The organism is Bradyrhizobium glycinis (assembly GCF_016031655.1).
Lineage (GTDB): Bacteria > Pseudomonadota > Alphaproteobacteria > Rhizobiales > Xanthobacteraceae > Bradyrhizobium > Bradyrhizobium glycinis.
Genome location: NZ_JACCHQ010000045.1, coordinates 1 through 19,668, shown reverse-complemented (window position 1 = coordinate 19,668; position 19,668 = coordinate 1). Strand labels below are relative to the sequence as shown.

Sequence of the window (19,668 nt, the reverse complement as noted above, 5' to 3'; positions counted from 1 at the left end):
AACGAGCGCATTCGCCTCAATTGATTCTCGATGCGGCGATCGTCGTTGGCTGGATACCGAGCTTCGGTGCGATCTGGTTGGCTATTTGTGCGCCTAGCCAAACGCCACCAGTACGTCCGAGTCTGTCGGGTGTTGGAATTCCAAACTCGTCATCGGTATCTGCCGCGTTGCGTCTGGTGATACCGTCAAATTGCCAGTGAACGCCGAGATAGACGCGACTGACCGAGTTTGCGGCAATTGCCTGCCACAGGCTATCGTAACTCAGGGTGACGTGATCGCGAGGCAGCATGGTTCGGGGGTCGGTGTTCCGGCCATTGAATTCGTCCGAAACGAAGTCCAGCCTGAATTTGTCGATGCCATTGGGATGGAACGAGGTGACGCCTTTTTCGACGAGGAACAGTCGCAACAGCTGAAAAGCGGCCGCACCAAAGCGTGGCGGCCACGTTCAGGAGAGGAGAACCCCCAGAGGCGTGCGCATGGGCATCGTTGAGCGCACCCAATGCCATGCCAAGGGCACGCGCGCTCAAGAAGGGGCCTCTTTGATCGCCGGGACTGAGCGTCTGGGTGTGATCTCGACGAATACACTCAATCGCCATGTCGACCCAATATCGGAGTTTCGCTGAAGTGGCTGTCATCGCAATTGCTCCTTGCTGCCGCCGAGGCGGCTTGCCAATTTGACGAAATAGCAAGACATCAAATGCTTGTTGCAGAAACGGCGCGACGCTGGTGAGGTCCAGTGCGGCGGAGCTCTACTCGTCTTGCCAGTTATCTACCTTTGAGGAGTGGTCGAGAATGGATGTGATTTAGGTTACAGGTTTCGCCGGGAATCAGAGCGAAGGGTCGCTTCACGAGTTTTGCAGCGAGACTCACGGCGGTGTGATCCAATTGAATCAAGAACGTTCTCGGTCGCGCGAACCGAAGGTTGTGAAGCTAGAATGGGCGCAAAGCGCAGCAGCGCATGCCTGAGTGGAAACACAACCTTTATTCGCTATTTATTCGCTCTTGGCGGTGCTGCTACATCTTCTCCGCCGTCCACGTTCCCGTGCACATCGCGCCGCGCCAGGTGCCCGAGCCGGACGCACCGCTGAGCCGGCCGAAGCCGACGGCACGCTTGATGCCGGTGCTTAAGGTGACGTTGACGTTGCCAGCCTCGGCGACGCGGCCCGACGCCGTCACTGCGGCGCTGCTCGAGGCGATCTGACCGTTGTTGATCCCGATCGCGACGGTCGCGCCGTTGCCGCAAGCCTGGCTCGAAGAAGCAATGCGGACATTCCATGCGCCGTCGAAAGTGCTTGTCGCAGCATCAGCCTGCGTGAGCGGCAAGCCGATGGCGAGAATGGTGGCGAAAAGTCCTCTGCGAACGCCGTTCATGGCACGCCCCTGTGGTTGACCATGCAGGGGATCCTGGCACGCTTCGCGGAACCGGAGATGTGAGGGCTGTCACGCCAAGTTCGACCTGTGAGACGGCGCACGCATCTTCTGCCGCCATTTCCGGGGCGGCTCGTAGAGCCGAACTATGGTGCGCAATTGCGCCCTGAGACGCTCGAGATCCCGGGTTCACGCTTCGCGTGCCCCGGAATGTCTCGGTACTGGAAAGTTCGGGAGGCTCAGTTCACCCGCGTCCAGGTCTGGCCGCCGCAGAACATGCCGCCGAAGGCGCAGCCCTGCACACGCAGCCGGTCAGTGCCCTTCATGGCGATCGTCGAATCGTAGGTCGAGCCCGAGTTGGGGTCGAGGATGCGGCCCGACCATTTCTGGTCCTTGCCCGGCTTCATGTTGATCAGCACCTGCTCGCCGTTCTGGTTCGACTTGCTGTCGACCGAATAGCCGCAGAGGTTGGTGCCGCATTGCTCGATGCGGACCTTGCCTTCCTTCTCCTCGGTGAGCCAGACGCCGACCGGCGAATTGAGATCACGCGTGGGCGCAGCCGTCGGAGCAGGAGGCGCGACGGCCGTCTGAACGGGAGCGGGAGCAGGCGCCGGGGCAGGTGGCGGAGGTGGCGCCGGCGGGGCGGCAGCCACGGCCGGGGCGGGCGGCGGTGCCACGGCCGGCACGGCTTGCTGCTCGACCGGAGCAGGGGCCGGAGGCGGTGCAGGCGGCGGCGCAACGGCCGTTTGGGCCGGCGTGGTGGCGGCGGTCGTGGCCGCCGGGGGAGCCGCCGGCGGCGGTGCCGATGGCGGCGCAGGAGGCGGCGCGACGGCGGCAGCCGCGGGCGCCTGCACAGCTGCGGGCGGCGCAGCAGGAGCGGGGGCTGGCGCCGGAGCAGCCGGCGCCTGCGGATCGACCGTGGCCTGCTGCGGCGCCGTCTCGTTCTTCTTGGCCTTCTTCTGCTTGCCCTGGCCTGTGTTGTCGTAGACGCCGGGGATCTGCACCGTGCCGCGGTCCGGATCGATGCGGATGGTGTGCCCGCCATATTCGAAGGTGTATTGCGCCTGCGCGGCGGTGCTCGCCAAAAGGAATGCGGCCGTGGCCAACAGCTTCCTCATTTCCGTCTCCTGAACAGGTGGTCCCCGCACCGACGCTTACGCGCCGGCTCGCTTGCAAAAAGTGATCTAGATCACTGTCGTTGCTGTGAGTCGTCTTCCGGCGGTTCCGGGTTCAATAGGCCCGGAGCCGGTCCAAAGTTTGGCGAGGCAAGCGACAGGAGGACGCGGCCTAATCGAACCAGGCCGCGTGGATCTTCTTGTAGGTGCCGTCTTCCATCGCAATGTGCAGCCACTGGTCGACGAACGCCTTCAGCGCCATGTCGCGCTGGATCCAATAGGCTTTTTCCGAAAAGTCGAACGGCTTTTCCGGATGCACCGCGCAGAGCACGCCCGGATGCTGCTTCTGCTGGTAGCGGGTCTCGGAGGCGTCAGTCATCATCAGATCGGCGTTGCCCTTGGCGATCTCGTGGAAGATCGCGGTGTTGTCGGGGAAGACGGTGATCTCGGCCTCCTTGATGTTGGCGCGGGCGAAGCGCTCGTTGGTGCCGCCGGGATTGACGATGACGCGGGTGCCCTTCTTGTCGATGTCGGGAAGCGTCTGGTACTTGCCGACATCGGCGCAGCGCGCGATCGGCGTCTTGCCTTCGCGCATGATCGGCGTGGAGAAGAAGCCCTTCTTCTGCCGGTCGAGCGTCACGGATACGCCGCCCATGGCGATGTCGAACTGGTCGGCCTCGAAATCCTTCATCAGCTTCGGCCAGGTCGTGGCTACGTATTCGACCTTGACCCCGAGCGCCTTGCCGAGCGCTTCGGCCATGTCGACGTCGAAGCCGGAGAACTGCTGCGTGGCCTTGTCCAGATAGGTAAACGGCTTGTAGTCGCCGGTCATGCCGACGCGCAGGCTGCCGCGTTTGACGATCTCGTCGAGACGCGAGGGCGCTTGCTGCGCCTGGGCCGAAAGGTTTGCCAGCAACATCACGGCCAAAGCCGTCACGATTCGGACCATCATCTCTTTTCCACCCCTGCGCGAGCTGTCATTGTGCAGCCGTTCGGACGTGGATTTAGACCAGAAGCCCGTCGCTGGCGAGGCAGAAATCGAAGGGAATCCTTGAGGTGACGATCTCGATGTACGAGGCCTCGGTCGGCCTGTTCGTGCCCTATTTGCGCAACCTGTCCGCGCTGCTCGACAAGGGCGTTGCCTATGCGCAGGGCCGGAAATTCGACCCGGCGATTCTGCTCGGCATGCGCCTTGCGCCGAACATGTATGACCTTGCCCAGCAGGTCGGCGAGGCCTGCCGCCATGCCACGGTCGCACCGGCCCTGCTGGCGCAGTGCGAGCCGGTGGCGCTGCCGGCGCTGGAGCACGAGATGGCCGGGCTGCAGGCGCGCATCGCAACGTCCATCGAATTCATCGAGAGCCTGCCGCGCGCGGAGATCGATGCGGCGGCGGAACGGAATGTCTTCTTCAGATTGAAGAACGGGACCGCGCTGCCCTTCACCGGGCGGACGTTGCTACTGACGTTCAGCGTCCCACAATTCTTCTTTCACGTCACCACCGCCTACGATCTGCTCCGGCACGCCGGCGTCGAGCTGGTAAAGAAGGATTATCTGGGGAGGAAGTAGCAGCGCGATGTCCATCTCGGCCCAACGACGGCGTCATCGCAGATGAGCTGTGGGCTGTGGGACACGTTTGTCTCCATAGCGTCATGGCCGGGCTTGTCCCGACCATCCGCGCCTGTCCACGCAGCGCAAAGAACGTGGATGCCCGGGACAAGCCCGGGCATGACGACAACTACTAAATGTTCAAATGCGAGGGCCTTACGCTTCGCCCTTGCGCTCGTAGTCGGCAAGCGAGCTGCGGCCGGCGATCTCGCTGCGCAGCAGCTCGAAGCGCCGCTGCGCCTCGTCTTGCTGAGTGTCGACGAAACGCACCGCGGCCTCGCTCGTCATGGGACCACTGACCACCGGCGCGGACTGCTCACCGATGGTCTCATGAACGTAATACTGGCCGTCATCGCCGCGATGAACCGTCCATTTCAGACGGATCGCGACCATGGGTCCCGGACCAACCTTGCTGTAGCCATCGGCATCGGTGTGCTCCGGCGCCAGCGGCTGCTCCTCGACCACCGGATGCTCCGCGACGACCGAATGCTCGTCGATCAGGGGATGCTCGTCGATCGCCGGACGCTCGTCCACGATCGGCGGCTCGTCAGACACGGTGTGCTCACGCTCTCCGGCGACCACGATTTCGGTCTCGGTCTGGCGAATGACGAGAACGGGCTCGGGGTGCTCCAGGATGCTGGCAATGGTCGCCAGCGCGTGGTCGGTCGGGTCGATCTCTGACAAGGGGTCCATCCTCCAGCTCGCCGCGCCGGCCAGTCTGTCCCACCGCCGCCGCGTTTCAAGACCATTACGCGCGTTTGATTAAGGCTGAGTTGGGGCCCGATCTGCACCAAAATGGGACGCTTTCTGGCCTTCCGAAGGCGGGCGGACGAGCCGCCGACCTTCGCGATGTCAGCTCAGCACGTCCCTGTTGATGACGTTCTGACGGATGGGATCGCCGTCCAGCACGCTCAGGATATTGCGCGCGGTCTGCTCGCTCATGCGGCTCACCGCCTCGATTGTGACGCCGGCGACGTGCGGGGCCATGATGACGTTGGGCAGCGCAAACAGCGCGTTGCTGACCGGCGGCGGCTCCACCTCGAACACGTCGATGCCGGCGCCGGCGAGCTTTCCGGACGCCAGTGCGTCATAGAGCGCCGCTTCCTTCACGATGCCGCCGCGCGCGGTGTTGATGAGGTAGGATCTCGGCTTCATGCGGCCGATCCGCATCGCATCGAACAGGCCGACGGTCTCCGGCGTCTTCGGGCAGTGGATGGTGACGAAGTCGGCGTGAGGCAACGCGGCGTCGAGGTCGGTGACCGGCTCGCATCCGGCCGCCTTGATGTCGGCGGCGTCCCTGTAGGGATCGTAGACCTGCACCTTCATCTCGAACGCCAGGCAGCGCTTCGCTGTGCGGCTGCCGATGCGGCCGAAGCCGATAATCAGCACGGTCTTGCCGTAAAGGTCGAACGGCAGCATGCCGAGCCGGTCGGCCCATGTGCCCTCCTTGACGCAGGAATGCAGCTCCTGCGCGCGCTTGGCCAGCGTCAGCATCATGAACAACGCTGCTTCCGCGACCGAGGGCGAGTTGGCGCTGCCGGCCACCATCAACGGTACCTTGCGGCGGGAGAGGGCGGGCACGTCGACGGCGTCGTAGCCAACGCCGATGCGGGTCACCACCTTCATGTCGCGGGCAGCCTCGAGCTCGGTCTCGCCGAAGGCGGTGGCGCCCAGCGCCACGCCATGCACCGGCGCATGGCTCTTCAACAAGGCCTCGAAATCCTTCGCCGAGATCAGGTTCGGAAACTCGACGAGCTCGATATCGTCCCGCTGGGTGAGGAGGGCGCGTGCCCCTTGCGACAAAGTTTGCGTAACGAAAATCTTCTTCTTGTTGGTCGCCATTGCTCCCCTGCCTGCGCTTTTCTTGGATCGCGGCGTCACAGCACGACGCCGGTCTCCTCATTTAGCAGGTGCATGTTGTTGAGGTCCATCGCCAGGCGCATGGGTGCCCCGTCCTTGGCGCCGGCATTGGGATCGACGCGGCCGCAGACCGGCGCGCCGTCAAGCCCGAAATAGACCAGCGTCTCCATCCCCATCGGCTCGGTGACGTCGAGCACGGTATCGAAGGTCTCGACGCCGGGCGCCAGATGCGCATGCGACTCGGTGAGATGCTCGGGACGGATGCCGAGCAGCAGCTTCTCGGTGCGCGGTAGTGCGTTGTAGCGCGCGGCGCGGGCCGGCGGCAGCGGGAAGGCGATGCGGTCGGTGAGGCGGAGCTGGAGCGTGCCGCCGACATCCTCGAGCCGGCAGGGGATGAAGTTCATCGCGGGCGAGCCGATGAAGCCCGCCACGAAGCGCGTCGCCGGCTTGTGGTAGAGCTCGTTCGGCGTGCCGATCTGCTCGATGCGGCCCTTGTTCATCACCACCACGCGGTCGGCCAGCGTCATCGCCTCGACCTGGTCGTGGGTGACGTAGACCGTGGTGGTGCGCACCTTCTGGTGCACCTTCTTGATCTCGATCCGCATCTGCACGCGGAGCTTGGCATCGAGATTGGACAGCGGCTCGTCGAACAGGAAGACCTTGGGGTTGCGCACGATGGCGCGGCCCATGGCGACGCGCTGGCGCTGGCCGCCGGAGAGCTGCTTCGGCTTGCGGTCGATCAGGTCGGTGATGTCGAGGAGGCGGGCGGCCTCGGTCACCCGGGCCTTGATCTCGGCCTTGGGATAGTGCTTCAGGCGCAGCCCGAACGACATGTTCTCGGCGACCGTCATGTGCGGGTAGAGCGCGTAGTTCTGGAACACCATGGCGATGTCGCGGTCCTTCGGCGGCACGTCGTTGACGATGTCGCCGCCGATCATGATGTCGCCGTCGCTGATGTCCTCGAGGCCTGCGATCATCCGCAGCGTGGTCGACTTGCCGCAGCCGGAGGGGCCGACCAGCACGATGAACTCATGGTCGGCGATGTCGAGATCGATGCCGCGCACGGCTTCGACGTCGTCGTAACGCTTGACTACCTTCCGCAAAGCAACGTCAGCCATCGAACTTCAGCTCCTCGTCATCAACCCTTTGTCGCGCCGGCGGTCAGGCCGGCAATGTAGTAGTCCATCAGGAATGCGTAGATGATCAGCGGCGGCGCGGCGCCGAGCAGCGCGCCGGTCATGATCTGCCCCCAGTTGAAGACGTCGCCCTTGATCAGCGTGGTGGTGATGCCCACGGGCAGCACGAGCTGGTCGACCGACGTCGTGAACACCAGGGGATAGAGGAACTGCGCCCAGGACACGGTGAAGGCGAAGATGGTCGCGGCAATCAGCCCGGGCAGCGCGACCGGGATGAAGATCCGCGTCAGCGTCTGCAGCCAGGAGGCGCCGTCGATGAGGGCGGCTTCATCGAGCTCCTTCGGGATCGAGGCGAAATAGCCGATCATGATCCAGGTGCAGAACGGCACCGTCAGCGTCGGATAGATGAACAGCAGCACGTACCATCTGTTGAGCAGCGTGATGCCGGTGTAGTCCTGGACCAACGCCAGCATCTTGAACAGCGGAATGAACAACAGGCTGTCCGGGATGAGGTAGGTGAGGAAGACGCCGGTCGCCAGCGTCGTCGAGCCCCAGAACTTCATGCGTGCCAGCGCGAATGCCGCGGGAACGCTGATCAGCATGGTCACGAGGACGACCGCGAGCGAGACGATCGACGAATTCCAGAAGAAGCGCAGGAACTGGTTGGAGGTCAGGAGCTCGACATAGTTCGACAAGGTGGGGTGAAACACCCACCAGGGATTTGTTGCCGCCGATATCTCCGCGCTGCTCTTGAGCGAGGTGACTAGCATGTAGATCGGCGGCGTCAGGAAGAAGATCGCGAACAGCACCAGGAAGAAATAGGACCAGCGCAGCGCCCAGGCGCGATCCCGGCTCATGCTGCCATATTTGACCTTGCGCGACGGTCCGGCCTTGTCGATTGCAAGCGTGCTCATCAGGCTTCATTCCCGCGTTTGGAGACATCGCGCAGGATGAAGATCGCTGCGATGGCGAGGATCGGCACCATGAACAGCGAGACGCTGGCGCCGAGCGGAATGTCGCTGCCTTCGATGCCGACCTTGAAGGCCCAGGTGGCGAAGATATGCGTCTGGTCGAGCGGGCCGCCCGAGGTCAGGATGCGGACGATGTCGAAATTGGCGAAGGTCACGATCAGCGAGAACAGCGCCGTGATCGCGATGATATTCCGCATCATCGGCAGCGTGACGTACCAGATCTTCTGCCACCAATTGGCGCCGTCGATCGCCGCGGCCTCGTAGAGCTGGTCCGGCACCGATTTCAGCGCGGCCAGATACATGATCATGAAGAACGGCGCGCCGTACCAGATGTTGACGAGGATGACGGAAAAGCGAGCCCAAACATTGTCGCCGAGCCAGTTGATCGGGCCGATACCGAAGAATGAGAGCGTGTAGTTGAAGGCGCTGTAGGAGGGATCGAACAGCCACAGCCAGGCCAGCGTGCTCATCGCCGGCGGAATCACCCAGGGCACCAGCAGCATGCCGCGCCATTTGCGCTGCCCCTTGGCCGGAATGTTGTGCACGAAATGGGCGACGATGAATCCGATCAGCGCCTTGAAGAACACGGCCGTGACGGCAAAGATGCAGGATTGCTTCACCACCATCCAGAAGGTGTCGCGCTTGAACAGGAACAGGAAGTTGCCGAAGCCGACGAACTTCTGCATCGACTTGTTCAGCGTCGCGAGATGGACGGAGTAGACGGCGGGATAGAGCACGAGGAGCGCTATCAGGAGGATCAGCGGCAGCGTCAGGAAGAACGCGACCGTCGATTTTCGTCCCAAGACATTGCGAAGGCTGGCCTGCTTGCGCGCGCGCGCCGCACGGACCGCTTGACCTTGCTCAACGACGACATCAGCCATGGCGTAGCTTTCTCGGAAATTGTCGACTGGCGAAGCCGGCCGGTTCGGCCGGCTTCCTCGATTGGCGGCACGCGATGCGTGGCGGCTCAAGCCTCAAGCGTGAACCGCCTGGCACACGCCCGGCATCAACTCCGCATGAAGCCCTCGCACTCGCCTTCGGCCCAGGCGAGCGTGGCCTCCATCTTTTCGCCCTGCGCATAGCGCAGCGCCATCTTGGTCAACGTCGCCTGGAAGTAGATCTGCTGCGCGATCTTGGGCGGCGCGGGAGACGCCGCGATCGACAGCGTCTGATGGTTATTGGGGTTCGGATAGTGATACAGCGTCCCCTTCGGCGGCCCTTCCTCGGCCCAGGTCTTCAGGGTCGTCATGTTGGCGTAGGCGGGCAGATCGTAGCCGCCGCTCGCCGCGACGAATTTTTCGATCGATGACGGCTGCGATAGGTAGGTGAGGAGGCTCTTGGCCGCTTCCTTGTTCTTGCTGAAGCTCCAGAGACCCCAGAAGTACGGCAGGTAGGGTGCGAAGCGGCCCTTGGGCCCGGACGGCATGCCGTGCGTCCAGCACTGCTCGGCGATCTGCGGCGCGTCGCGCCTTGCGACCGCCCAGGCGCTCGGCGGATTCAGGATCATCGCGCCGCGGCCCGAGATCAGCCATTTGTTGTTCGAGGCGTCATCCCAGGACGGAGCGTCCGGCGGCAGGAAGGCGATCAGCTTCTTGTAATATTCGAGCGCCTGGCGAACGGCATCGGTCTTCACCGTGACGTCGCCCTTGGCGTTGACGAGCTCGGCACCGAAGGACTGGAAGATCGCGCCTGCAGTGTCGACGCTGTCCGTGGTTTCGCCGAGGCCGATCCCGAACGGCACGCCGCCCTTGTGGCAGGCCTCGGCCGCCTTGAGGAAGGTGTCCAACGTCCAATTGTCCGCCTTTGCGGGCGCGCCGACGGGGTACAGTTCCTGCACGTCGATGCCGGCATGCTTCTTCATCAGGTCGATGCGGGAGCAGGGCCCCTTGATCTGGCTTCCCGGGATTGCGGGAACGGCGAGCCACTTGCCGCCGGCCTGGCCGAGATATTTGACGGTGCCGTTGACCTCGCCGTTCTGCTTGACGAGCGGCTCCATGACGTCGTTCACCGGCTCGAGGCTTTCGGCGTAGGCGTGCGGCCACCAGGTCGGCATCTGCAGGATGTCGTGGCCGGATTTCGCCTGCGCCTCGGCTGCGACCGTGAGCTGGATCTTGTTGTTGTTGCTGGTGATGTAGTCGATCGAGACTTCGACTTTCTCCTTTTCGCCCCATGCTTTGACCATGGCGGTGGAGGCGTCGTTGGCACCCGGCACCCAATGGTCCCAGAAGCCGATCGAGAGCTTGCCGGCGGCGTAAGCGCCCCGGACATAGGGCGCTGTAATCAGCGCCGCGGAGGACATTGCAGTGGCAGCCACAAATTGACGTCGCGTCAGTTTCTTGCGTGACATCTCGTTTCCTCGCTTGGGTGTTGTTGTTTGAGACTTCTTTCTTGAGTTCTTTTGGTCGATTTTCTTGTTGGTGCCGTCGGCCCGCGTGGGCAATTCACGCCTGTCGCAGCAAATTGGTAGCGCGATCAGATCATGATTGATCGCGTCTGTCGAGAAAGCCGAACGGCTCCGCTTCTAAAACTAACGTTGTGCCCGGAAACGTCGCGATGCCTGGGCGATGCGGCCCGCAGAAGGCGCCGGCACCGAAGCTTTTTGCGACGCACACTTTGCGCCAAGCGGTCTGAAACGCGCCGTGCGCATTTACGCCGCAGTTCCGCATGAGCCTGCATAACCGCTTCGCGTGAAAGACTTTTCGGACGTGGACAGCAATTGGCCGCGTCTGGACCTCGAAGCGGCGGAAACGATAGAGTTGCGCCTAGCGGCTACCTCCCGCTGACAGGCCAGATCGATGATGGAGACGAGAATGATCAAACCGGCGCCACCCGCGCGGCTTCACCTGCGGCGATGCCTGGCACTGGGGTCCGTGCTCGCGCTGTTGCTCGGGGCCGCCGCGGTGGCGAATGCTCAAGGTCTGGTCAAGGGCGTTCAGGAAGGCGCCGCAGCCGGCAACAAGGCGGCAGGTCCGGTCGGAGGCGTGCTCGGTGGAGCCATCGGCGGAGTGGTCGGCGTGTTCACCGGCGTGCTCGGTGTTGGCAACACCAACAGCGGCAATCAGGCGCCGCCCCCCAAGGACGCCGGCAAGGACGCCGGCAAGGATTCCAAGCAGCAGGGCGGGGCCAAGGACAAGGATGCCAAGAGCGCCAAGGGCAAGGGCGCAAAGGCGACCAAGGAGGCGAAAAACGCGCCGCAGGACAACAAGGGTAAAGACAACAAGGAAGTCACGGTTCTGACCCAGCCCGGTGCGCCGCAGCTGACCGCCGAGCAGATCGTCGCCAACAGCGATTCCTACATCGAGCGGATCAAGAGCGAGCTGAACCTCACGCCCGATCAGGAGAAGCACTGGTACGGCTTCTCGAGCGCGATGCACTACCTCGGGCATAATGGCGCAGAGCGGCTCAACCTGCGGATTGCGCGCGCCAAGCGCGATCCTCCCGACGACATCATCGAGCAGATGCGCAACGAGGCCCAGTTCCTGATCGATCGTGCCGCCGACCAGCGCAACGTCGCCGACGCCGCCGAACCGCTTTATTCGAGCCTCGACGACAAGCAGAAGCAGGTGTTCATCCAGGAAATGGTGCGCCTCAGCCACGAGCGCGGACTGGATTGATCAAGTTGAATCGGTTCGGGCGCGTGCGAATTAACGGCGCGCGCCACGAATTCGTGTATCCACACTGCAATTCGGTTATGCTTAGCTTCGCAAGGCTGATTGCGGGGTTGATATGGCGGACGGACTCTCCGTTTTCCTGGTCGAAGACGAGGCGTTGATCCGGATGATGATCGCCGACATGGTGGAGGAGCTCGGCCACCACGTCGTTGCGGAAGCAGATAATGTGCGCGACGCCAGCGCCTTTGCCATGACCGCGCAGTACGATCTGGCCATCCTCGACATCAATCTGATGGGCGTCTATGTCGACCCCGTCGCCGACCTGATCGAACGTCGCGGAAAACCGTTTCTGTTCGCCACAGGCTACGGTCCGGAACTGCTGCCGTCCTTGCTCCGGCGCAGGCCGATCCTGCGCAAGCCGATCGCGATGGATCAGCTCAAGGCGATGATCGATTCGATGTTTCCCGAGCCGTCAGCCACTATCCCGAGCTGACCGATCGCGCTTTTGGCGCGAGGCTGAAGAGCAGCTCAACCGGCAGGGTTGCGACCGTTCCTCAGCACCGTGGCGATGGTGTGAGCCGTCATGGCCGCGCGGTCCGAAGCGCGCTGGGCAGCCAGCTGGTCGCGGGCTTTTTCCTCGATCAGGAGCTCGATGAGCGCCAGCCGCTTGTCTTCGCTGTCCGCTTCGCGCAGCAGGCGGTGATAGCGGTGATAATCGAAACCCGAATCCTGCTTACGCATGTCACGCCCCCCGCAACTACGCCACACACGAGTAGATTGTTTCTCATCGGGAACATGCAGGCAAGCGCGAACCTGCGTGGAACCGCGGGCGCGCTGCAATCAGCTGTGCATGACGTGAACTCGCCGCCTGAGGCCGCCACTCAGCCGGAATTGTGCTCGGCAAACATCGTCAGGCCGAGGAAGCTCGCATCGGGCTTGATCACGAGCCTGGTCGGGATGTTGCGCAAATAATCCTGGAACCGTCCCTTGGCTTCGAAGCGCGCCCGGAACGCGGAGGCGGCGAGGAACTCGCGGAAACGCGGCACGATTCCGCCGGCGACATAGACGCCGCCGCGGGCGCCGAAGGTCACCGCGAGATTGCCGGCGACCGAGCCGAGGATGGCGCAAAACATCTCCAGCGTCGCGCGGCTGACCGGACAGCTGTTCTCCAGGGCGGCCTGGGTGATCGCGGCGGCATCGCGATGGGGCACCTGAACGCCGTCGATCTCAGCCAACGCCTCATACAGGTTTTGCAGCCCCGAGCCCGAGAGGGCGCCGCGCTCGATAGAGACGTGGCCGAGGCGCCGGCGCAAGCAGGCGATCACGCGCTCCTCGCGCTCGTTCTCCGCCGGCAGGGTCGCATGTCCAGCCTCGGTGACGACGGCCAGTCGCGAGCCATGGCGGTCGACCAGGCAGGAGACACCAAATCCGGTTCCGGGACCAACGACCAGCAACGGCTCTCCGGGCAGGCCGTCGCCGCCGCCGAGCGGCACCAGGTCTGAAGGCTCCAAGGCAGGCAGGGACCAGGCCACCACCTCGAAATCGTTCAGCACATGGACGCTGTCGAAGCCGAGCGCGGACTGCAGCTCGTTACCGTCGATGACCCAGGGGCTGTTGGTCATGGCGCAGCGATTGTTGGTGACGGGACCTGCCACGGCCAGCACCGCGCGATGGGGCGGCTCGCCGTTCGACCGGCGCGCCAGAACGTCCGCGATGGCTTCGCGGACGGTCGGGAAGTCTGCGACCTTGACATAGTCGATCGGTCCGGTCCGACCGCTCGGGCTCAGCGCGAAGCGCGCATTGGTGCCGCCGATATCGGCGAGAAGAATTTTTCCGGTCTTGCCGATATTCATGGCCTCATCGCCGCCACGACCTTCAGGCCCTGGCAGCCCTGTCCTCCGCTGCTTCGACCCGATCCGCCTGGCGCGGGCGGCGCGAGAATCTGCCCTTGGGTGCGCCTAGTCAACACGGACGAGGTCAAACCGTTGCATCGTGGCGGCCTATGGTGACCAATTCGCGCAGCTGTCGCGCGTGCCAGTGGTTGCGAAGCGGCGCGGGAAGGCCGACACTGAGGGGGGCTCGGCCGGCGCCATCGCGCCCGGCAGATCGAATGAGACGACGATGAAGATTTCCGACCGCGACGTGCTGCTGGCGATCGACGTGCAGAACGATTTTTGCACCGGTGGAGCGCTGGCGGTGCCAGGGGGTGAGAAAGTCGTCCCCGCCATTAACAGGATCGCCCAAAAATTCGCCAATCTGGTGCTGACACAGGACTGGCATCCGAGCGACCACGTCTCGTTCGCGCCGAACCATGCCGGCAAGCAGCCGTTCGAGACGATCGAGCTCGACTACGGCCGGCAGGTGCTGTGGCCGACGCATTGCGTGCAAGGTACGGCCGGCGCCGAATTCCATCGCGATCTCGACGTGACGCGGGCGAGCCTCGTGGTGCGCAAGGGCTTTCGCCGCGGCATCGATTCCTATTCGGCGCTGTTCGAGAACGACCATCGCACACCGACCGGATTGCTTGGATATTTGCGCGAACGCGAGCTGAAGACCGTCTTTGTCGCCGGTCTGGCGCTGGACTTCTGCGTCCGCTTCTCGGCGGAGGATGCGCGCAAGGCGGGACTGGAGGTGGCCGTCATCGAGGATGCCTGTCGCGGCATCGATCTCGACGGCTCGGTCGCGGCGACCCATCGGAGTTTTCGGGACCTCGGCATTGCCGTCGTGAGCCTCGAGGCGTTTCTGTGAGGATGTCGAGATAGCCATGGTGGACAAGACCGGCAAACCGCCACGCGGGCCAGGGCAGGCGCCTGATGATCCCCGGCTCTGGCCGTTTGTGGCGGCGCAGCTTGCCGTGGATGCCTGCTTCTGGTGGCTGGAGCGGGCACCCGAGCAACAGGGCGACAGCAGCCTGCCATGGACGACGCCGAGCAGCGTTGCGTTGGAGCTCGCAACGATGCAGCTGCGCGATTGCTCGCAGACCCGGTCCGGCCAGCCGGCGCTGGTCTGCGCGCCCTATGCGCTGCACCGGGCCCTGATCGCCGATTTCGCCCCAGGCCACAGCGTGGTGCAGTCGCTACAAAACGGCGGCATCGATCGGGTCTATCTCACCGACTGGCGGTCGGCGACGTCAGACATGCGCTATCTCTCCATCGACAGCTATCTCGGCGATCTCAACGTCGCCATCGACGAGATCGGCGCGCCGGTGGATCTCGTGGGGCTGTGCCAGGGCGGATGGCTGTCGCTGCTCTATGCCGCGCGCTTTCCAGCCAAGGTGCGGCGGCTGGTTCTGGTCGGTGCTCCCGTGGACCTGTCGATCGAATCCTCGCTGTCCCGGCTCGCCCGCAACGCGCCCGAGCTGGTCTATGACCAGCTCGTCGCGCGCGGCGGCGGCAATGTGAGCGGCGAGGAGATGCTGCGCTTCTGGTCCAAAACCCCTGACAACGACGCTATCAGGGCGGCATTGCAGCGGGATCTCTCGGACGAGCAGGGCGCCGAGCTGCTCGCGCGGTTCGACCGCTGGAACGCCGAGACGCTCAACTTGCCGGGCACTTATTATCTCGAGATCGTCAACGCGATCTTCCGGGAGAACCGCATCGCCCAGGGTAGTTTCGTCGCGCTCGGCCGCCCGATCGATCTGAAGCATGTCAAGGCGCCGATCTTCCTGCTCGCCGGACTGGACGACGATGTGGTGCCCGCGACGCAAGCGCTCGCCACCGCGGGGCTCGTCGGCACGCCGCCCGCCTTCATCGCGGCGGCATCCGAGCCCAGCAACCATCTCGGCCTGTTCATGGGCGCGCGCACCCATGCGCATGCCTGGCCCCGGATCGCCGGGTGGCTGCGCGACGATCTTCCCGGTGTGCTGGCCCGCAGCGCCTGAGCTCGTTGGCACTGACCGGACGGGGCGCAAATCCGTTATGCATGATGGCGGATGGCCTGCACGGGGCCGGATCGATGGGCTACATATGACCGGAGCTGACGGCGGCGGCCGCCGGCAAGAGACTTGAGGGTACTGCGCTCGATGACTTTCCACTCGATCTACACCCACGGATTTGCGCGCGTGGCGGCCTGCGTGACCACCTCCCACGTCGCCGATCCCAGCGCCAACGCGAAGGCCGTGCTGGCGGCGGCCAATGCCTGCCATGAGCAGTCGGTCGCGGTCGCGGTGTTTCCCGAGCTGTGCCTGTCCGGTTATGCGATCGAGGACCTGGTGAAGCAGGATCCGCTGCTCGATGCGGTCGAGCGCGGGCTCGTAGCGATCGTTGCGGCCTCCGCGGGGCTAATGACGGTCCTGATCGTCGGGGCGCCGCTGCGCTTTGGCAATCGCATCTACAATTGCGCCGTCGTTATTCATCGTGGCAACGTTCTCGGTGTCGTGCCGAAATCTTACTTGCCGACCTACCGCGAGTTCTACGAGGGACGGCATTTCGCCTCCGGCGCCGGAATCGCCGGTGAGAGCATCGCCATTGGCGGCCTGCACGCACCGTTCGGCGTGGATCTCCTGTTCGCGGCTGAAGACGTTCCCGGCCTTACCATCGGCGTCGAGATTTGCGAGGACATGTGGATCCCGGTGACGCCGGCCTCGGAGCTCGCCCTTGCGGGCGCGAGCGTGCTGATCAACCTCTCGGGCAGTCCGATCACGATCGGCCGGGCGCGCTCGCGCGCGTTGCTGTGCCAATCGACCTCGGCGCGCTGCCTCGCGGCTTACGTCTATTCCGCGGCCGGGGCCGGGGAATCCACCACCGATCTCGCCTGGGACGGCCAGACCTCGATCTACGAGAATGGCGTGCTGCTGGCCGAGGGCGAGCGGTTCCGCCAGGGCGGCCAAATCACGCTGGCCGACGTCGACCTCGACCTGCTCAGGCAGGAGCGCGCGCTGATGGGAACGTTCGACGACAACCGGCGGCAGCGCGAGGCGTTTTTCCGCAAGGTGACATTTGCCCTGAAGCCGCCGGCCGCCGATATCGGCTTCCTGCGCAAGGTCGAGCGCTTTCCGTTCGTGCCGAGCGATGAGAGCCTGCTCGAGCAGGACTGCTACGAGGCCTACAACATCCAGGTCGCGGGGCTCGTGCAACGCATGCGCGCCACCGGCACTAAGCGCGTGGTGATCGGCGTGTCGGGCGGCCTCGATTCCACCCACGCCCTGATCGTCGCCGCCAAGGCCGTCGACCTGCTCGGCCTGCCGCGCGAGAATATCCTCGCCTACACCATGCCGGGCTTTGCCACCGGCAGCGAGAGCAAGACCAACGCGCTCGCGCTGATGAAGGCGTTGCAGACGAGCTGGCAGGAGCTCGACATCCGCACCGCGGCGACGCAGATGCTGAAGGACATCGGCCATCCCTTCGGCAAGGGCGAGAAGGTCTACGACGTCACCTTCGAGAACGTGCAGGCGGGCCTGCGCACGGATTATTTGTTTCGGCTCGCCAACCATCACGGCGGCATCGTGATCGGAACCGGCGATCTCTCAGAGCTCGCGCTCGGCTGGTGCACCTATGGTGTCGGCGACCAGATGGCGCACTACAACGTCAACGCCGGCGTGCCGAAGACGCTGATCCAGCATCTGATCCGCTGGGTGATCTCCTCCAAACAGTTCAGCGACGACGTCAATCGGACCCTCGGCTCGATCCTTGTGGCCGAGATCTCGCCGGAACTCGTGCCGGTCGAGGCCGGCCAGAAGCCGCAGAGCACGGAAGCGTCCGTCGGACCTTACGAGCTGCAGGACTTCAACCTGTTCTATACGCTGCGCTTCGGCATGCGTCCGTCCAAGATCGCCTTCATGGCGCTTCAGGCATGGAAGGACGTTGCCAAGGGCGAATGGCCGCCGGCCTTCCCCAGCGACCGGCGCAGGGCCTATGATCTCAAGGAGATCCGCCGTTGGCTCGACGTGTTCCTGCGCCGCTTCTTTGCCTTCAGCCAGTTCAAGCGCTCGGCCATGCCGAACGGGCCGAAGGTCTCGGCCGGCGGTTCATTGTCGCCGCGCGGCGATTGGCGCGCGCCATCGGATTCGAGCGCGGCGGCATGGCTCGAGGACCTCGAGCGGAACGTGCCAAACTGAGCGGGGCCGCGGATCGGTGGGGATGATCGGATGTCGGCTGGCGATGAGGCGGAAGCGGGTGAGGAGGCCAGGGTCGTCAACGGCCTCTACATCTTCGACATCGAAATGCGCGACGGCAAGCGTGGGCAGGCGAGGGGCGTGGTCGTGCTCTGCGACGGCCGCATCATGGGCGGCGACAGCTACTTCTACTACACCGGCAGCTACACCTTCCGGAACGGCAAGTGGCGGGGCGACATGATCGTCAATCAGCACACCGAGGCGGTCGGTAGGACGCTCGCATTCGGCGGCAGGGAGGTCACCTGCGGCTTTTCCGGCGACTATTTCCCCGGCGGTGCGGAAGTCGAAGGCATGGCGCTGGTCGGCAAGACCAGCGTGACGTTCACGGCCCGATTGACGCTGAAGGATGCGATATGATGGCGACTTGATTGGCTCACTTCGACTGCGTTCCTGCTCAGGAACCTTCGCACGGACAGAACGTTCGCGTGTGTTGTTGCGAATTGTCGAGGAGAGGGACCATGCGTCAACATTTGCTGTTATCGACGGCGGCCGTCGGGCTCATGCTCGCATCCGGCCTTGCCTACGCCCAGGCGCCCGGTGAGCGCAGAGACGAGCCGAAACGAACCGAGGAACCGGCCAAGGGCGCTGCTCCGCAGCGCGGTGGTGCGGCTCAAGACCGCGTTCAAGAGCGCGCGCAAGGTGCCCAGGAGCGGCTCCAGGGCCCAGGCCGCGAGGATCGAGGCGGCGCTGCCAAGAGCGAGGCAAATGACGACAAGCGCCAGCCGGCGACGGCCTCGGAGCGCAATCAACCGAAGGCCAGGGATCAGGCACAAGAATCTCGCGAGCCGGCGCGCGATCGCAACCGGGAGGCCGAGAGCGCCAAGTCCGGACGCGATGCGGGCAAGAGCAGTGCGGAAACCAAGCAGGACAAGGCTGCGCAGGACAAGGCGGCGCCGCAGAAATCAACCGCCGAATCCGAGAAATCCAAGACGGGCCCGACGACTGGCCAGCAGAACGAGCGCACGGGAGCTACAGCCCGCCAGAACGAGCGCAACCAGGCCCAGCCGCCGCGCAATGCCGCCGAGCAGCAGCCGCCGGCGCAACAGACCAACCAGCCGGCCACTGCGACGGATACCAACCGCGCGGCTCCGACCAACAACGCACAGACCGCGCCCGGCACCTCGGGCACGCAGGCCAACCAGGCCAATCAGACCACGCAGACCAACACGCAGGTCAACCAGCAGGCCCAGGTGACGACCGAGAGGCAGGTGCAGATCTCCGAAACGATGAGCCGGGCACGCCTGGCGGAGCCGGAGCGCAATCTGAACATCTCGATCCGGGTCGGCGAGACCATTCCGCCGCGCGTGCGTCTCCACAGGCTGCCGCCCGAGATCATCTCGATCGAGCCGCAATATCGCGACTACGAGTATTTTGCCACGGAGGAAGACGTCGTCATCGTGGAGCCGCGTACGCATCGCATCGTCAGCCAGGTGCCGCGCGATCCGTCGCGCGCCCGTGCACAGATGGGCGGCGGCACGTCGTCGAGCATGGCGGCGGCCGGCGGAAGCAATGTGAACTGCCAGATCATGCGGCGTGACGCCTCTGGCAATGTCGCCCAGGCGGAACCTTCGACTGTTGGCTCGACCGCGCGCACCGATTCCCTGAGCGTGACGGTCCAGATGCCCGGCGGCGGCTCCTCGGCGCCGATTGCGCTCGGCGCTCCCGCGGGCAACATCGTGGTCGCGACGCAAGGGCAGGGCGACTGCACCGTGACGATCGAGCCGCAGACGCGCTGATCGAAGACGCACTGGAAACGTCAACGCGCCGCCCGGCTGAAGCAGCCGGGCGGCGCGTGATCACGTTCGATATCAAAAGTTTCGAGGTCCGGAGTGCCTAGGAGTCCGGACCTCGTCACCTTGCCCCAGCCTTCAATCCCCCGCCCCATGTGGT

General features: G+C 64.3%; 19 protein-coding genes and 1 pseudogene. 8 read left to right on the top strand and 12 right to left on the bottom strand.

Annotation, left to right across the window (positions count from 1 at the left end; all coding sequences use genetic code 11):
- Window positions 1-16: 16 nt before the first annotated feature.
- From HZZ16_RS35560 to HZZ16_RS35545, 4 genes and pseudogenes are all read right to left on the bottom strand, one after another.
- Window positions 17-418 (bottom strand): annotated as a pseudogene (locus HZZ16_RS35560) (hypothetical protein); the annotation flags it as partial.
- A 596-nt stretch (window positions 419-1,014) separates the two neighbouring features.
- Complete coding sequence (locus HZZ16_RS35555; RefSeq protein WP_197955339.1) at window positions 1,015-1,371, bottom strand: hypothetical protein; 357 nt, start codon at window positions 1,369-1,371, stop codon at window positions 1,015-1,017.
- A gap of 236 nt (window positions 1,372-1,607) precedes the next feature.
- Window positions 1,608-2,486, bottom strand: a complete 879-nt coding sequence (locus HZZ16_RS35550) for a DUF2147 domain-containing protein (RefSeq protein WP_197955337.1) — start codon at window positions 2,484-2,486, stop codon at window positions 1,608-1,610.
- Window positions 2,487-2,655: 169 nt separating this feature from the next.
- On the bottom strand, window positions 2,656-3,435 hold the full coding sequence (locus HZZ16_RS35545; RefSeq protein WP_197955335.1) for a transporter substrate-binding domain-containing protein: 780 nt from the start codon (window positions 3,433-3,435) through the stop codon (window positions 2,656-2,658).
- Window positions 3,436-3,551: 116 nt separating this feature from the next.
- On the opposite strand from HZZ16_RS35545, the gene HZZ16_RS35540 reads away from it, so the two are divergent.
- Entirely contained in the window at window positions 3,552-4,049 is a 498-nt protein-coding gene (locus HZZ16_RS35540; protein ID WP_197955382.1) for a DUF1993 domain-containing protein, read from the top strand.
- A 195-nt stretch (window positions 4,050-4,244) separates the two neighbouring features.
- Here the strand turns inward: HZZ16_RS35540 and HZZ16_RS35535 are convergent, their stop codons facing one another.
- From HZZ16_RS35535 to HZZ16_RS35510, 6 genes are all read right to left on the bottom strand, one after another.
- Window positions 4,245-4,772, bottom strand: a complete 528-nt coding sequence (locus HZZ16_RS35535; RefSeq protein WP_197955333.1) for a hypothetical protein — start codon at window positions 4,770-4,772, stop codon at window positions 4,245-4,247.
- 168 nt (window positions 4,773-4,940) lie between these two features.
- Window positions 4,941-5,930: a hydroxyacid dehydrogenase gene (locus tag HZZ16_RS35530; protein ID WP_197955331.1), complete on the bottom strand. Its 990-nt coding sequence runs from the start codon at window positions 5,928-5,930 to the stop codon at window positions 4,941-4,943.
- 35 nt (window positions 5,931-5,965) lie between these two features.
- Window positions 5,966-7,066 carry an ABC transporter ATP-binding protein gene (locus tag HZZ16_RS35525; RefSeq protein ID WP_197955329.1) on the bottom strand — a complete coding sequence of 367 codons (1,101 nt, stop codon included), beginning with the start codon at window positions 7,064-7,066 and terminating at the stop codon, window positions 5,966-5,968.
- Between the two features lie 20 nt (window positions 7,067-7,086).
- The gene (locus HZZ16_RS35520) at window positions 7,087-7,998 is read right to left on the bottom strand and encodes a carbohydrate ABC transporter permease (protein ID WP_197955328.1); all 912 of its coding nucleotides are present in this window, start codon (window positions 7,996-7,998) and stop codon (window positions 7,087-7,089) included.
- A complete protein-coding gene (locus tag HZZ16_RS35515; RefSeq protein ID WP_197955326.1) occupies window positions 7,998-8,936 on the bottom strand; it encodes a carbohydrate ABC transporter permease in 939 nt (312 codons plus the stop codon). The genes HZZ16_RS35520 and HZZ16_RS35515 overlap by 1 nt, the downstream gene beginning before the upstream one ends.
- A 125-nt stretch (window positions 8,937-9,061) precedes the next feature.
- Window positions 9,062-10,402, bottom strand: a complete 1,341-nt coding sequence (locus HZZ16_RS35510; RefSeq protein ID WP_197955324.1) for an ABC transporter substrate-binding protein — start codon at window positions 10,400-10,402, stop codon at window positions 9,062-9,064.
- Window positions 10,403-10,865: 463 nt separating this feature from the next.
- Here HZZ16_RS35510 and HZZ16_RS35505 point away from each other — a divergent pair, with 463 nt between their 5' ends.
- Together HZZ16_RS35505 and HZZ16_RS35500 are read left to right on the top strand one after the other, a co-directional pair.
- On the top strand, window positions 10,866-11,669 hold the full coding sequence (locus HZZ16_RS35505) for a Spy/CpxP family protein refolding chaperone (protein ID WP_197955323.1): 804 nt from the start codon (window positions 10,866-10,868) through the stop codon (window positions 11,667-11,669).
- A 112-nt stretch (window positions 11,670-11,781) separates the two neighbouring features.
- On the top strand, window positions 11,782-12,159 hold the full coding sequence (locus tag HZZ16_RS35500) for a response regulator (RefSeq protein ID WP_036012398.1): 378 nt from the start codon (window positions 11,782-11,784) through the stop codon (window positions 12,157-12,159).
- A 35-nt stretch (window positions 12,160-12,194) separates the two neighbouring features.
- On the opposite strand, the gene HZZ16_RS35495 is transcribed toward HZZ16_RS35500, so the two are convergent.
- Together HZZ16_RS35495 and glk are read right to left on the bottom strand one after the other, a co-directional pair.
- The gene (locus tag HZZ16_RS35495; RefSeq protein WP_197955322.1) at window positions 12,195-12,407 is read right to left on the bottom strand and encodes a hypothetical protein; all 213 of its coding nucleotides are present in this window, start codon (window positions 12,405-12,407) and stop codon (window positions 12,195-12,197) included.
- A 140-nt stretch (window positions 12,408-12,547) separates the two neighbouring features.
- Window positions 12,548-13,519, bottom strand: a complete 972-nt coding sequence (glk, locus tag HZZ16_RS35490) for a glucokinase (RefSeq protein ID WP_197955321.1) — start codon at window positions 13,517-13,519, stop codon at window positions 12,548-12,550.
- 268 nt (window positions 13,520-13,787) lie between these two features.
- On the opposite strand from glk, the gene pncA reads away from it, so the two are divergent.
- From pncA to HZZ16_RS35465, 5 genes are all read left to right on the top strand, one after another.
- Window positions 13,788-14,414: a bifunctional nicotinamidase/pyrazinamidase gene (gene pncA, locus HZZ16_RS35485; protein ID WP_197955312.1), complete on the top strand. Its 627-nt coding sequence runs from the start codon at window positions 13,788-13,790 to the stop codon at window positions 14,412-14,414.
- Window positions 14,415-14,430: 16 nt separating this feature from the next.
- The gene (locus HZZ16_RS35480) at window positions 14,431-15,546 is read left to right on the top strand and encodes an alpha/beta fold hydrolase (protein WP_197955309.1); all 1,116 of its coding nucleotides are present in this window, start codon (window positions 14,431-14,433) and stop codon (window positions 15,544-15,546) included.
- A 141-nt stretch (window positions 15,547-15,687) separates the two neighbouring features.
- Complete coding sequence (locus tag HZZ16_RS35475; protein ID WP_197955304.1) at window positions 15,688-17,721, top strand: NAD(+) synthase; 2,034 nt, start codon at window positions 15,688-15,690, stop codon at window positions 17,719-17,721.
- A gap of 30 nt (window positions 17,722-17,751) precedes the next feature.
- A complete protein-coding gene (locus tag HZZ16_RS35470) occupies window positions 17,752-18,135 on the top strand; it encodes a GrlR family regulatory protein (RefSeq protein WP_197955299.1) in 384 nt (127 codons plus the stop codon).
- 101 nt (window positions 18,136-18,236) lie between these two features.
- Window positions 18,237-19,514 carry a DUF1236 domain-containing protein gene (locus HZZ16_RS35465; protein ID WP_197955296.1) on the top strand — a complete coding sequence of 426 codons (1,278 nt, stop codon included), beginning with the start codon at window positions 18,237-18,239 and terminating at the stop codon, window positions 19,512-19,514.
- Window positions 19,515-19,668 lie beyond the last annotated feature (154 nt).